The organism is Tatumella sp. JGM94 (genome assembly GCF_018257595.1).
GTDB lineage: Bacteria > Pseudomonadota > Gammaproteobacteria > Enterobacterales > Enterobacteriaceae > Tatumella > Tatumella punctata.
The window spans coordinates 79172-92090 of record NZ_JAERJN010000017.1 but is presented as its reverse complement, the minus strand read 5'-3'; the positions used below and the strand labels follow the sequence as shown (position 1 = coordinate 92090).

Annotated in this window: 12 protein-coding genes; 4 read left to right on the top strand and 8 right to left on the bottom strand. The window is 49.7% G+C overall.

The annotated features are described in order from the left end of the window. Positions 1-300: 300 nt before the first annotated feature. Entirely contained in the window at positions 301-1143 is an 843-nt protein-coding gene (gene murI, locus JK216_RS13040) for a glutamate racemase (RefSeq protein ID WP_212710601.1), read from the bottom strand. A gap of 210 nt (positions 1144-1353) precedes the next feature. On the opposite strand from murI, the gene trmA reads away from it, so the two are divergent. Then, positions 1354-2454 carry a tRNA (uridine(54)-C5)-methyltransferase TrmA gene (gene trmA, locus JK216_RS13035; protein ID WP_212707975.1) on the top strand — a complete coding sequence of 367 codons (1101 nt, stop codon included), beginning with the start codon at positions 1354-1356 and terminating at the stop codon, positions 2452-2454. Between the two features lie 51 nt (positions 2455-2505). Here the strand turns inward: trmA and JK216_RS13030 are convergent, their stop codons facing one another. Continuing rightward, the gene (locus JK216_RS13030) at positions 2506-2850 is read right to left on the bottom strand and encodes a YijD family membrane protein (RefSeq protein WP_212707976.1); all 345 of its coding nucleotides are present in this window, start codon (positions 2848-2850) and stop codon (positions 2506-2508) included. Between the two features lie 4 nt (positions 2851-2854). Next, positions 2855-3514 carry an HTH-type transcriptional repressor FabR gene (gene fabR, locus JK216_RS13025; protein ID WP_212707977.1) on the bottom strand — a complete coding sequence of 220 codons (660 nt, stop codon included), beginning with the start codon at positions 3512-3514 and terminating at the stop codon, positions 2855-2857. 191 nt (positions 3515-3705) lie between these two features. Here fabR and sthA point away from each other — a divergent pair, with 191 nt between their 5' ends. Further along, on the top strand, positions 3706-5106 hold the full coding sequence (gene sthA, locus JK216_RS13020; protein WP_212707978.1) for a Si-specific NAD(P)(+) transhydrogenase: 1401 nt from the start codon (positions 3706-3708) through the stop codon (positions 5104-5106). Here sthA and oxyR read toward each other — a convergent pair. Beyond that, positions 5098-6003, bottom strand: coding sequence for a DNA-binding transcriptional regulator OxyR (oxyR, locus tag JK216_RS13015; protein WP_212707979.1), 906 nt, complete (start codon positions 6001-6003; stop codon positions 5098-5100). The two genes, sthA and oxyR, sit on opposite strands and share 9 nt — an antisense overlap. A 146-nt stretch (positions 6004-6149) precedes the next feature. Between oxyR and JK216_RS13010 the strand changes: the two genes are divergently transcribed. Further along, positions 6150-6884 carry a redoxin family protein gene (locus tag JK216_RS13010; RefSeq protein WP_212707980.1) on the top strand — a complete coding sequence of 245 codons (735 nt, stop codon included), beginning with the start codon at positions 6150-6152 and terminating at the stop codon, positions 6882-6884. Between the two features lie 59 nt (positions 6885-6943). Here the strand turns inward: JK216_RS13010 and argH are convergent, their stop codons facing one another. The 4 genes from argH to argC form a co-directional block, all read right to left on the bottom strand. Further along, a complete protein-coding gene (argH, locus tag JK216_RS13005) occupies positions 6944-8317 on the bottom strand; it encodes an argininosuccinate lyase (RefSeq protein ID WP_212711758.1) in 1374 nt (457 codons plus the stop codon). Positions 8318-8406: 89 nt separating this feature from the next. Then, on the bottom strand, positions 8407-9618 hold the full coding sequence (locus tag JK216_RS13000; protein ID WP_212707982.1) for an argininosuccinate synthase: 1212 nt from the start codon (positions 9616-9618) through the stop codon (positions 8407-8409). A gap of 28 nt (positions 9619-9646) precedes the next feature. Continuing rightward, positions 9647-10423 (bottom strand): acetylglutamate kinase, encoded by a 777-nt coding sequence (gene argB, locus JK216_RS12995; protein WP_212707983.1) that lies wholly within the window; start codon positions 10421-10423, stop codon positions 9647-9649. Positions 10424-10437: 14 nt separating this feature from the next. Next, on the bottom strand, positions 10438-11442 hold the full coding sequence (gene argC, locus JK216_RS12990) for an N-acetyl-gamma-glutamyl-phosphate reductase (RefSeq protein WP_212707984.1): 1005 nt from the start codon (positions 11440-11442) through the stop codon (positions 10438-10440). Between the two features lie 166 nt (positions 11443-11608). Between argC and argE the strand changes: the two genes are divergently transcribed. Further along, the gene (argE, locus tag JK216_RS12985) at positions 11609-12757 is read left to right on the top strand and encodes an acetylornithine deacetylase (RefSeq protein ID WP_212707985.1); all 1149 of its coding nucleotides are present in this window, start codon (positions 11609-11611) and stop codon (positions 12755-12757) included. Positions 12758-12919: the final 162 nt, after the last annotated feature.

The window sequence follows — 12919 nt, the reverse complement described above, 5'->3', positions numbered from 1 at the left end:
GAGACGTTTGATATCAATCCTGCGAGTGCCCACACAGATTGTCTGATAAATTGTTAAAGAGCGTTGCAGTTCAACCGTTTAGGTTGTCACTGCGAGGTGGCGTATATTACGCTTTTCACCTCAGGAGTCAACCACTATTTCGTGATTTTTTCTCCGGACCGAATCGCTTCGGTCCCTGTCACGCCGCTGCGCATCGCGCTTTGCCGTGTCAGTGGATGCGCATTATAGGGAGTTAATTTTTTCTGGCAAGGGTTTATTTTAAATTAATTACTGACTGGCGGGTTTTTACTCATTTCATCACTAAATTGCGAGTATTTTCAGCGAAAGCAGGCCATAGCGTTGTAAAACGGGCAATAAACGCTCAGTTTCCACGGTCATTGCAGTACAAAACGCAATATCCGCAACAGAAGAACAGGTTTTTACCGGTTGTTGCTGTAACAGCCATGCCGTTCTTCTGGCAATTGCGGCACCTGAATCCACCAGTCTGGTGCCTTCAGGTAATACTGACTGCAATTCTTCCTTTAGTAACGGGAAGTGAGTACAGCCCAGCACCACCGTATCCGGAGGTTCGGGTAGCTTAAGCCACGGCCGGATAATTTTCCGTACGTCACTCAGTGATACTGCGTCACCCTGTAGTTTTTGTTCGGCCAGGACTACCAGCTCAGCAGAACCCAGCATTTCTATATGGCATTCTTTAGCGAACTGCCGGACTAACTGGTGGGTATAAGGCCGTTTTACCGTACCGCGTGTTGCAAGCAGCCCGACAATACCGTTACGGGTCAGGCGTGCTGCAGGTTTTATCGCCGGGACAACACCTACGACCGGGAAATCAAATGCTTCACGGAGTGCAGGTAAAGAGACCGTGCTTGCAGTATTACAGGCAACGACAGCAATAGAGACAGTATAGTCGCGGGTAATCGCTGCAGTAATCGCCTTAACGCGTTCAACAATATAATGCTCTGTTTTCTCCCCGTACGGGAATCCGACATTATCAAATACATATATATAGTGTGCATCAGGCAATAGCTGCCTGATTTCATCATATACCGAAAGGCCACCAACCCCGGAATCAAAGACCAGGATCGCCGGCCGCCCCTCAGCAGTGGCAGAAGGCATTAACTCATCCTGAACAACTGTCGCCATACACTGTCTCATCGTTATCAGTAAACGGATAATTTATTCTATCACGATACCGTTCTGCGGGGCCGGACGGCTTCGCAGGAAATCAGCTGCGCTCACAATTATCCCGACAACCGCCCGGTAAAGGAGTCATACGCCCCGATGATCCGATGCTGGACATCAGCGCCGGAATCCCTACAATCGCCGCCTGATACCCAACAACCAGGATTCATTATGACCCCGGAACATCTCCCCGTTGAAGACTATGACGACCAGCTGGCGGAAAAAGTTAATCGCTTAAGCGCTATGATGGCGCCGTTTAATGCACCTGATGCCGAAGTATTTCGCTCGCCTGTCAGCCATTACCGTATGCGTGCAGAATTTCGTATCTGGCATCAGGGAGATGATCTGTACCATATTATTTTTGATCAGCAGACCCGCCAGCGAATCCGGGTAGACAGCTTTCCTGCCGCCAGTGAACTGATTAATACCATGATGCCACTGATGATAGAGGCATTACGTGATAACCCTGTATTACGCCATAAACTGTTTCAGATCGATTATTTGTCGACCTGCAGCCGGGAAATCATTATCTCTCTTTTATACCATCGGAAAATAGATGATGTATGGCAGACAGAAATATCTCTGCTGCGTGACAGTCTGCGGGCCCGGGGATTTAACGTCCAGTTCATCGGCCGCGCAACAAAGACAAAAATTTGCCTGGATCACGACTATGTTGATGAAGTCCTGACCGTGGACGGCAGAGAAATGATTTATCGCCAGGTGGAAAACAGCTTTACGCAACCTAATGCAGCAATAAATGTAAAGATGCTGGAGTGGGCATTGGCGGCTACCCGTGGCGCTAAAGGAGACTTACTGGAACTCTACTGTGGTAACGGAAACTTTTCGTTAGCGCTGGCAAGAAATTTCCGCCGCGTACTGGCCACCGAAATAGCCAAACCCTCAGTAGAGTCTGCACAATACAATATTGCCGCGAATAATATTGATAATGTGCAGATTATCCGGATGTCGGCAGAAGAGTTTACCCAGGCCATGCAAGGGGTGCGTTCTTTTAACCGTTTGCAGGGTATCGAGCTTAAAGACTATGACTGTGAAACGATTTTTGTTGATCCCCCGCGCAGCGGTCTGGACAGTGAGACACTCAAAATGGTTCAGGCTTATCCGGCTATTCTGTATATCTCCTGTAATCCACAGACCCTGAGCGAAAACCTGGAAACACTGAGCACCACGCACCACGTAGAACGTCTGGCATTGTTCGATCAATTCCCTTACACCCACCATATGGAATGTGGTGTGCTGCTGCGCCGTAAATAAATCTGTGGCTAACTGTTACTGCCCTTCTTATGGGCGGTAATGTTAGTAAAATCAGCGACGGCGAAAACGGCTAAAAATCCAGAAAACCAGACAGACCATTAAAAGTACCGGTAGAAAATCAGAACCGATTTGCGGGTACCGGGTACGGATTACCGCACTGCAGACCAGTATTCCTAGCAGAAAAAATCCTCCTGCCAGCGAAGGCGTGCCTTCCGGCATACTTCTGTTCAGATAGCGCTGATGCAGATACCACACAGAAAGCGCCAGCGAGATGAGAGGGAAAAAGGAAAACGGGACGCCGTCAGTAAATAAAGCAGAAAAACTACCATTAATTGACAGACCGGCAATAAAGGCCAGAATCAGGGTGCCTTTATCACGCGTGTTTTGTTCAGTCATATTATTACCTGTTTACGTCATGTTCTGAGTGTTCGGTAGCTGATGCCAGCCTTTCCTGCTCCCTGCGGTACCAGTAATAAGCGCCCTTAGAGATCATGCGTAATTGCAGTACCAGACGCTCTTCCAGCTTTCGCCGCTGTTCTGCATCTACATCGACCGCTTCAGCCCCTGCGCTGAAAACAATAGTGACCATTGCTTCTGCCTGAGCTTCGGTGAAACTGCGCGGCATATGGTTTTCTAATTCCAGATAGTCGGCAAGTTCGGCGATAAAGTGCTGAATTTCTCTGGCGACCGCGGCACGAAAAGCAGCAGAAGTCCCTGAACGTTCGCGCAGTAACAAACGAAAGGCGTTCGGGTTATTACCAATAAATTCCATAAAAGTAGAGACCGAGGTTTTGATGATGCTACCGCCTTTAGCGATTCGTTGCCGCGCCTGACGCATTAACTGGCGCAGCATTAACCCGCTTTCATCAACCATAGTCAGGCCAAGCTCATCCACATCTTTGAAATGACGGTAAAACGAAGTCGGTGCAATACCTGCTTCACGGGCAACTTCACGTAAGCTCAGGCTGGTGAAACTGCGTTCTGCACTTAGCTGACTGAACGCTGCTTCAATAAGAGTACGTCTTGTACGTTCTTTTTGTTGTGCTCTGACGCCCATCATCTCTGCCTTTTTACACTTTATGTTGGCACTATATCAAAATTATCAGCGTACAGTGGGGCAAACTTTGTGAACGCCTGTTAACCTGTTCATTAAACACGGAAACAAGAAATAACACGATTAGCGTTCAGACAGAATGACTAAAATGTTATATTTAGGTTGTTAAAATGTTTATGAAAATAGGGCGTACGGGTATGCAAAAGTCTTACGATTACGATGCCATTGTCATTGGTTCCGGTCCCGGCGGTGAAGGTGCTGCTATGGGGCTGGTGAAACAGGGAGCTCATGTAGCGGTTATTGAGCGTTATCATAATATCGGTGGCGGCTGTACCCATTGGGGAACGATTCCGTCAAAGGCTTTGCGACACGCTGTCAGCCGAATCATCGAATTTAATCAAAACCCGTTATACAGCGATCATTCACGCCTGTTACGTTCTTCATTTTCAGACATTCTGAAACATACAGAAAATGTTATTCAGCAGCAAACAACCATGCGCCAGGGTTTTTACGAACGCAATCACTGTGAAATATTTCAGGGTGATGCGAACTTCGTCGATGCTCATACCATTGAAGTTGTATTGCCTGACGGTACACGTGAGAGGCTGACAGCCGGTAAATTTGTTATTGCCTGCGGTTCACGCCCTTATCATCCTGACAACGTTGATTTTTCACATCCCCGTATTTATGACTCCGACTCGATCCTCGATTTACGCCACGAACCTTCACACGTCATTATTTATGGTGCCGGTGTGATTGGCTGTGAATATGCTTCTGTCTTCCGCGGACTGGGCGTAAAGGTCGACCTGATCAATACCCGTGACCGTCTGCTGGCGTTCCTCGATCAGGAGATGTCAGACTCTCTTTCTTATCACTTCTGGAATAGTGGTGTGGTTATCCGCCATAACGAAGAGTTTGAAGAAGTGGAAGGAAATGACGACGGCGTCATCGTCCATTTAAAATCCGGTAAAAAAGTGAAAGCAGACTGTCTGCTGTATGCTAATGGCCGTACCGGAAATACGGATTCACTGTCGCTGGAGAATGCCGGGCTGGAAGCCGACAGCCGCGGTCTGCTTAAAGTTAATAATATGTACCAGACCGCACAGCCTCATATTTTTGCGGTGGGTGATGTTATCGGCTACCCCAGCCTGGCCTCCGCCGCTTACGACCAGGGCCGTATTGCCGCACTGGCGATGATTAAAGGTGAAGCGACCGCCCATCTGGTTGAGGATATTCCGACCGGTATTTATACCATTCCGGAAATCAGCTCCGTCGGCAAAACCGAGCAGCAACTGACAGCAATGAAAGTCCCTTATGAAGTAGGACGGGCACAATTTAAACACCTCGCCCGTGCCCAAATCGTCGGGATGAATATTGGCAGCCTGAAAATTTTATTCCACCGGGATACCAAAGAGATTCTGGGTATTCATTGCTTCGGAGAACGGGCGGCAGAAATTATCCATATCGGGCAGGCCATTATGGAGCAAAAGAACGGTGGTAATACTATTGAGTACTTTGTAAATACCACCTTTAACTATCCGACTATGGCCGAGGCCTATCGTGTCGCGGCATTAAATGGCCTTAACCGTTTATTTTGAGATCTGTCCTGACGCAACCATATGCGCACTGATGGTTTCTGCCAGCTGCTCGTAGCGGCTGCGCAGAGGAGAACCCGGACGGTAAACCAGTGCAATCGTTCGCTGTGGTACTGGTTTATCGCAGGTAATATAACAAACACCATCCCGTTCACGTTCAGCAGGCACTGCCAGCGAAGGCATCAGAGTGATTCCGCTTCCGGCAGCAACCATATTTCGCAGCGTTTCCAGACTGGTCGCGCGGAAATGGGTATCTTCGTCGGCTCCGGCAGAGAAGCAGAAGCCCAGTGCATGGTCGCGCAAACAATGTCCGTCCTGCAACATCAGTAACTTTTCACCGGCCAGGTCAGACATGGGTACCCGCTCACGGTTATGCCAGGGATGATCGGAATATACCGCCAGTTTCATCGGTTCATCAAACAACGGCACTTCAATAAAGGCTTCTGTCTCTTTAACCAGAGCCATAATTGCGCAATCCAGTTGTCCGTTATCCAGCTGAGCCAGCAATTGCTGAGTCTGTGCTTCATGCAGATACATTTCCAGCCGGGGAAATGTTTTATGCAGCATAGGCACAATTTGTGGCAGTAAATAGGGGCTGACGGTAGGGATCAAACCGATATGTAATGGCCCGGACATTGTTTCGCCCTGCTGGCTGGCCATTTCCTTCAGCACTTTGACTTCCCGTAAAACAGTACGAGCCTGGTCCACCAGTAATAAACCGGCCTGAGTAAACAATACCTTACGGCTGGTGCGTTCCAGTAGCATCACGCCCAGCTCATCTTCCAGTTTACGGATTTGCCCGCTCAGCGTCGGCTGGCTGACATGGCAGGCATCTGCCGCACGTCGAAAGTGGCGATGTTCTGCCAATGATACCAGGTACTCAAGGTCGCGAATATTCATTGATTTCCTTCAGTCTGTGATAGCTAGTGACGATAGATAGCATAGCAATCAACGATTAGCCCTATCAAGCTGAGATCGTCATAATCATCTCAACTGATAACAAACATCTTTTATTTAACGCCATATGGCGTAGGACAGGAGCCAATATGTCAAACAGTTACGAAGGTCGCACCGTACCCGAAGTTACTTTCCATACCCGTCAGGGCGATAAATGGGTAGATATGACTACTGCTGACTTGTTTAAAGATAAAACAGTAATTGTATTTTCACTGCCCGGTGCATTTACCCCCACCTGCTCATCGAGTCATTTACCCCGCTATAACGAGCTGTACAGCGTATTTTCGCAACATGGTGTGGATGAGATTTTATGTATCTCCGTTAATGATGCGTTCGTGATGAATGCATGGAAAGCCGATCAGCATGCAGAAAATATCACTTTTATTCCGGATGGTAATGGTGATTTCACCCGTGGCATGGATATGCTGGTCGGGAAAGAAGACCTTGGCTTTGGTGCACGCTCATGGCGTTATTCCATGCTGGTACGTAACGGTCACGTTGAGAAAATGTTTGTTGAACCCAACAAACCCGGTGACCCGTTTGAAGTCTCTGATGCAGACACCATGCTGCGGTATCTGGCCCCGGAAGTAAAATTACAGGAATCCGTCTCACTGTTTACCAAACCAGGCTGCCAGTTCTGCACCAGGGCTAAACAGATGCTGCAGGAGCGCGGAATTCAGTATGAAGAAATCATTTTAGGTCAGGATGCGACAACTGTCAGCCTGCGGGCAATCACTGGCAGAGCCACGGTACCACAGGTCTTTATTGGCGGTCGCCATATTGGTGGCAGTGATGACCTGGAACAGTACTTCCTGAGAAGCTGACCGGCATACCCCCGGCCAGGCAGACAATAAAACAGCGGACCCCGGTCCGCTGTTTGTTATCAGGTAAGACGTTGTTTTGCTTCATGGATAGCTAAAGCGACCTGTGCCGGAGCAACACCACCACGGGCATTACGTTTATCCAGACAGGATTGTAACGATAATACCGGATACACATCTTCACCAATCACCGGGCTGAAAGTACGGAGTTGATCCAGCGACAATGCTTCCAGAGCGACCCCTTTACCAATCGCAGCAACAACGGCTTCGCCGACAATATGGTGTGCCTCACGGAAAGGAACCCCCTTTGCCACCAGGTAATCGGCTAATTCCGTGGAGTTAGCATATCCCTGTTCAGCGGCTTCCTGGCAACGGGGACGTTTCACCTGAATCCCTTCCAGTACCAGCCCGGCCATATGCAGACAGTCCAGCCAGGTGTCGAGCGCATCGAACAAGCCTTCTTTATCTTCCTGCATATCTTTATTGTAGGCGAGCGGTAATCCTTTCAGAGTCATCATCATCCCGGTTAAGGCGCCCTGAACACGACCGCATTTACCGCGGATAAGCTCCAGTGCATCCGGGTTTTTCTTCTGTGGCATCAGGGAAGAACCGGAAGTGACTTTATCCGCTAATTCGACAAAGCCTGCTTCACCGGAGTTGAAGAAGATAAGATCTTCGGCGAAACGCGATAAATGGACCATGCCGATCGATGCATCGGAAAGCAGTTCCAGCACATGGTCACGGTCAGACACCGAATCCAGACTGTTACGGGTAGCAGAGGCAAAACCAAGCCAGCCGGCCAGCTGTTCACGGTCAATTTCATATGCCGTACCGGCAAGGGCCCCGCAGCCCAGCGGACTGACATCAAGACGCTTCAGCGCATCCTGCAGACGGCTTTCATCACGGGCCAGCATTTCTGTATATGCCAGACACCAGTGCGCAAAAGTTACCGGTTGTGCACGCTGCAGGTGGGTATAACCCGGCATAACGGCATCCTGGTTAACTTCGGCGGTGGCAACCAGACCCTGCTGAAGCTGACGGGTTGCCGCCAGCAGCTCAGTGATCATCGTTTTACACCATAATTTAAGATCTGTAGCAACCTGGTCATTACGGCTACGGCCGGTGTGCAGTTTTTTACCCAGCGCACCCACCTTATCAATCAGCTGTCCTTCAACCCAGCTATGGATATCTTCAGCATCACTTTGCAGAATCTGCTCAGGGTTCGCCCGGACATCATTCAGCAGAGCCTGCAGAGCCTGTTCCAGTTGTTGTTGTTCTTCCTGGCTCAGTACGCCCACGGTAACCAGCGCTTTAGACCAGGCAACGGAGCCGGTAATATCCTGTTCCGCAAGCCGGTAATCAAAACGCAGTGAATCATTAAATTGTTTAAATCGCTGGTCTGCTGCCTGAGTAAAACGTCCGCCCCACAGTGCCATACTGATACTTCCTATAATCGGTTATTCTTAAAAACAAGGCGGCATAGCCGCCGCCCTGGTCCGGTATTACGGCTGAATGAGACGGAAGGTTACTTCTGCTCTTTCAGTGCACGGATACGTGATGACAGTGAGTACAGACGGATAAAACCACCCGCATGGCTATGGTCATAAACTTCGTCTTCGCCAAAGGTAGCGAATTCTTCTGAGTACAGGCTGTTCTGCGATTTTTTACGGATAGCAGTCACCTGACCTTTATACAACTGCAGTACAACCTCACCATTCACGGTTTCTGCCAGTGACTCAGAAGATGCCTGTAAGGATTTACGGACCGGGGTAAACCAGCGTCCGTCATACACGACATAAGACATTTCCAGGCCCAGCTGCTCACGCCATTTATAGCTGTCACGATCCAGTACCAGCTGCTCAACAGCACGCAGAGCATTCACCATAATCGTCCCGCCCGGTGTTTCATAACAACCACGGGATTTCATACCGACCAGACGGTTCTCAACAATATCGATACGTCCGACGCCATGTTTTGCGCCCAGCGCGTTCAGAACATCCAGGCAGCCGAACGGGGAAAGTGCCTCACCGTTAACAGCAACAATACGCCCTTTCTCGACAGTCACCGAGACTTCTTCCGGCTGATCTGGCGCGTCCTGCGGATCAACAGTCCAGACCCAGCAATCTTTATTTGGTGCATTCCACGGACTTTCCAGCACACCACCTTCGGTTGAAATATGCCATGCATTTTCATCACGACTGTAAATTTTTTCGAGAGTGGCTGTCGTCGGAATATTACGTTCTTTCAGGTAGTCAAGCAGTGCTTCACGGGAACGCAGATCCCACTCACGCCACGGAGCAACCACTTTAAGCTGCGGTGCCAGGGCAGTGTAAGTGCTTTCAAAACGTACCTGATCGTTACCTTTACCGGTGGCACCATGACACAATGCATCAGCGCCCACTTTCAGTGCCAGTTCAACCTGAGCCCTGGCAATGATCGGCCGGGCCATTGAGGTACCCAGCAAATAGGTCCCTTCATACAGCGCGCCAGTTTGCAGCACAGGATAAACATAGTCGCTGATAAATTCTTCACGCAGATCGACTACATGGCATTCAGATGCACCCGACTGCAGGGCCTTTTCTTCCACCCCGGCCAGATCGGCAGGGTCCTGGCCGACATTGGCAACAAAGGCAACCACTTCACAACCATAGTTCTCTTTCAGCCATGGAATAATCGCAGAGGTATCAAGCCCGCCGGAATACGCCAATACGATTTTTTTTATGCCTTGAGTTTGCATCTTATAATCCTTGAATCAGTCTTTGTCGTTAAGCCAGAATCCGGGTACCGATTGGTACACCGTTAAATAAGTCAGGGAGCTGCTCTGCATTACGCCAGCTGGCAATATCTACCGGTCGTCCGAGAGTTTTCGCAGCATCCAGCGCAGCATGAACTTTAACGATCATGCCATCGGTGATGATTCCCCTGCCGATGAGCGTTTCCGCATGCTGAGCCGTCATTTCGGCAATCCGCTGTCCTTTACCATCCAGAATACCGCTGACATCAGACAGTAATACCAGATCTGCGCCCAGGGTTGCAGCCAGTGCTGTTGCCGCCTGGTCAGCGTTCACATTCATTAATAACCCTTCATCGGTGATCCCGATAGAGCTGATCACCGGTAAATAACCGGCATCCAGTAACGTCGTCACCAGAGCAGGGTTTCCCGGGCTTGCCTGCCCGACATGCCCCAGTTCATCATCAAATTGTGCAACATTCACAATACCGCCATCACCCAGTGACAGGCCAACCGCGTTGATGCCATATTTTTTAGCCCGGGCCAGCAATGTTTTATTCGCTGTGCCCGCCAGGGCTCCGGTAATAATATCGATCTGATCTGCCGGAGTGACCCGCAAACCATTTTTTTTACTGACCGGCAGCGCCAGTTTTTTCATCAGTTCATCGACCAGGCATCCCCCGCCATGAACAATAAGCAGCGGACGCTGGTGACTATTACGGTAAGCGAGTAATGCGTCAAATAAACGGTCCAGGGCTTCTTCGCTATCCAGCAAAACACCCCCCAGTTTAATGATCAATGGCTTTGTCATGATGATATCCATCCTTAAAGCAGAGAAAGTGTTTCAGGGTACCCGAAACGTATATTCATGCATTGCACAGCCTGAGAAGAGGCCCCTTTAAGCAGGTTATCTTCCGCGCTGACGATAATCAGATGCTCTCCCTGAACGGCGAAACCAATATCACAGAATGGCAGGCCCACGACCGACTTCAGGGCCGGGACGCCGGTGTCGTACAAACGCACCAGCGGTTTATCGTCATAGGCATCATGGAATGCTTTTGCCACATCCTGTGCAGTGATACCTGCAGTTAACCGGCAGGTAATGGTGGCCAGAATACCCCGCGGGAAATTCCCCAACTGAGGAGTAAAGATCACCGGAATCCCTAAATGTTCGGCAATTTCCGGCTGATGGCGGTGAGTAAACAGGCCGTAGGGCTGTAAACTGACTTCACACACACTGGTGTTCAGGGAAGCTTTACGTCCGGCCCCGCTGACCCCGCTGGTAGCATTAATCACTGGCCAGTGTGCGGTATTAAGCAAACCGGCATCCAGTAAGGGTTTAATGGCCAGCTGAGCTGCTGTCGGGTAGCAGCCGGGTACCGCAATTAACCCGGCCTGGCGGAGATTATCCTGCTGCCATTCTGCGAGTCCGTAGACAGCTTTTTTCAGCAACTCCGGGTGCTGATGTGTGAATCCGTAATAGCGGGTATAAAATTCAGCACTATTAACCCGCCAGGCGCCTGATAAATCGAATACCACACACCCCTGTGCCAGGAATTGCGGGGCCAGATCATGGCTGACTTCATGTGCCGTTGCCAGAAAGACCACGTCAGTACCGTTCGCCAGTTCAGCCACATCGGTCAATGGCTGTAGTCGCAGGTCTGTCTGTCCTTTTAACTGCGGATGCAGATCAGACAAGAGTTTTCCTGCATCCGGGCTTTGCGCGGAGACGGCTATTCCGGTTATGTTTATATGCGGATGGCGATTCAGGTAAGTCACCAGTTCAACACCGGCATAACCACTGGCGCCTACAATCAGCGTGTTCAGCATCAGGCTGTGTACCTTATACGTAAGTCTATATTTCAGCTGACGGTATCTACCGTCTTACGGATTGCCTTCGTGAGCAAAAACAGTTCACATACTTCAGGCCATAATGTATTTTTATTCATAATTAATGCATGAATATTGATACATCCTAACGCAAGGACCGTCAACAGTGAAGATAAAATTACCGCCTTTTATTGAGCTTTATCGTCAGTTAATTGCCACACCGTCGGTCAGTACGACAGAACCCGCGCTGGATCAGAGTAATGAGGCGCTGATTAATCTGCTGGCCGGGTGGTTTCGCGATCTGGGTTTCCATACGGAAGTGCAGCCTGTGCCGGAAACACGCAATAAATTTAACCTGCTGGCCCGTGCCGGTAAGGGTTCAGGCGGACTGATGCTGGCAGGCCACACGGATACTGTCCCCTTTGATGACGGGCGCTGGTCACAGGACCCTTTTACGCTGACAGAGCGGGACAATAAGCTATACGGGCTGGGTACCGCAGATATGAAAGGATTTTTTGCTTTTATTCTCGATACCCTGCGTGATGTGGATATTACACGGCTGAAAAAACCGCTGTATATTCTGGCTACCGCTGACGAAGAAACCACTATGGCAGGGGCCAGCTATTTCGCACGTACCACCAGCCTGCGACCTGATTGTGCGATTATCGGTGAACCGACGTCTCTGAAACCGGTAAGGGCGCATAAAGGGCATCTGTCAAAAGCTATCCGTATTCAGGGACAATCGGGGCATTCCAGTGATCCTGAGCGGGGTGTCAATGCGATTGAACTGATGCATGATGCCATCGGGCACCTGACTGGCCTGCGTAACACACTGAAAGAGAAATATCACCATGACGGCTTTGTCATTCCTTATCCGACCATGAACTTCGGAGCAATTCATGGCGGAGATTCTCCGAACCGGATCTGTGCCTGTTGCGAACTGCATATGGACCTGCGCCCATTGCCCGGCATGGCACTGCCTGATTTACATGAATTACTGCTGGAAAGTCTGGCACCGGTCAGTGAGCGCTGGCCGGGCCGGCTGACAATCAGTGATCTGCATCCGCCCATTCCGGGCTATGAATGTCCCCGTCATCACGGACTGGTCGCGGTCATTGAAAAACTGCTGGGGACCGACACAGAAATTGTTAACTATTGTACCGAAGCCCCTTTTATCCAACAGCTATGCCCTACCCTGGTACTGGGGCCCGGTTCTATTGAGCAGGCCCATCAGCCAGATGAATATCTCGACACAGCATTTATCAACCCTACCCGTCAGTTAATCGAACGTGTCGTTCATCATTTTTGCCAGTGACCTTTCCGCCGGGCAGTTATTATTCACTGCCCGGTGATATTTCCCTTTTTATAAGAATAACTTATTAAATAGCCTGTTTTTCAAATTTTATTAAATTCAATAAGTTGGGATGTATGTGATCACGATCAAGTCATTTGACGAATCGTACGTTACATGGCTAGA

Coding starts and splice junctions, on each gene's coding strand:
- JK216_RS13030 (WP_212707976.1), bottom strand. CDS start 2,850: ATGACTGAACAAAACACGCGTGATAAAGGCACCCTGATTCTGGCCTTT.
- argH (WP_212711758.1), bottom strand. CDS start 8,317: ATGGCACTGTGGGGCGGACGTTTTACTCAGGCAGCAGACCAGCGATTT.
- argB (WP_212707983.1), bottom strand. CDS start 10,423: ATGACAAAGCCATTGATCATTAAACTGGGGGGTGTTTTGCTGGATAGC.
- sthA (WP_212707978.1), top strand. CDS start 3,706: ATGCAAAAGTCTTACGATTACGATGCCATTGTCATTGGTTCCGGTCCC.
- trmA (WP_212707975.1), top strand. CDS start 1,354: ATGACCCCGGAACATCTCCCCGTTGAAGACTATGACGACCAGCTGGCG.
- JK216_RS13010 (WP_212707980.1), top strand. CDS start 6,150: ATGTCAAACAGTTACGAAGGTCGCACCGTACCCGAAGTTACTTTCCAT.
- argC (WP_212707984.1), bottom strand. CDS start 11,442: ATGCTGAACACGCTGATTGTAGGCGCCAGTGGTTATGCCGGTGTTGAA.
- JK216_RS13000 (WP_212707982.1), bottom strand. CDS start 9,618: ATGCAAACTCAAGGCATAAAAAAAATCGTATTGGCGTATTCCGGCGGG.
- murI (WP_212710601.1), bottom strand. CDS start 1,143: ATGGCGACAGTTGTTCAGGATGAGTTAATGCCTTCTGCCACTGCTGAG.
- oxyR (WP_212707979.1), bottom strand. CDS start 6,003: ATGAATATTCGCGACCTTGAGTACCTGGTATCATTGGCAGAACATCGC.
- fabR (WP_212707977.1), bottom strand. CDS start 3,514: ATGATGGGCGTCAGAGCACAACAAAAAGAACGTACAAGACGTACTCTT.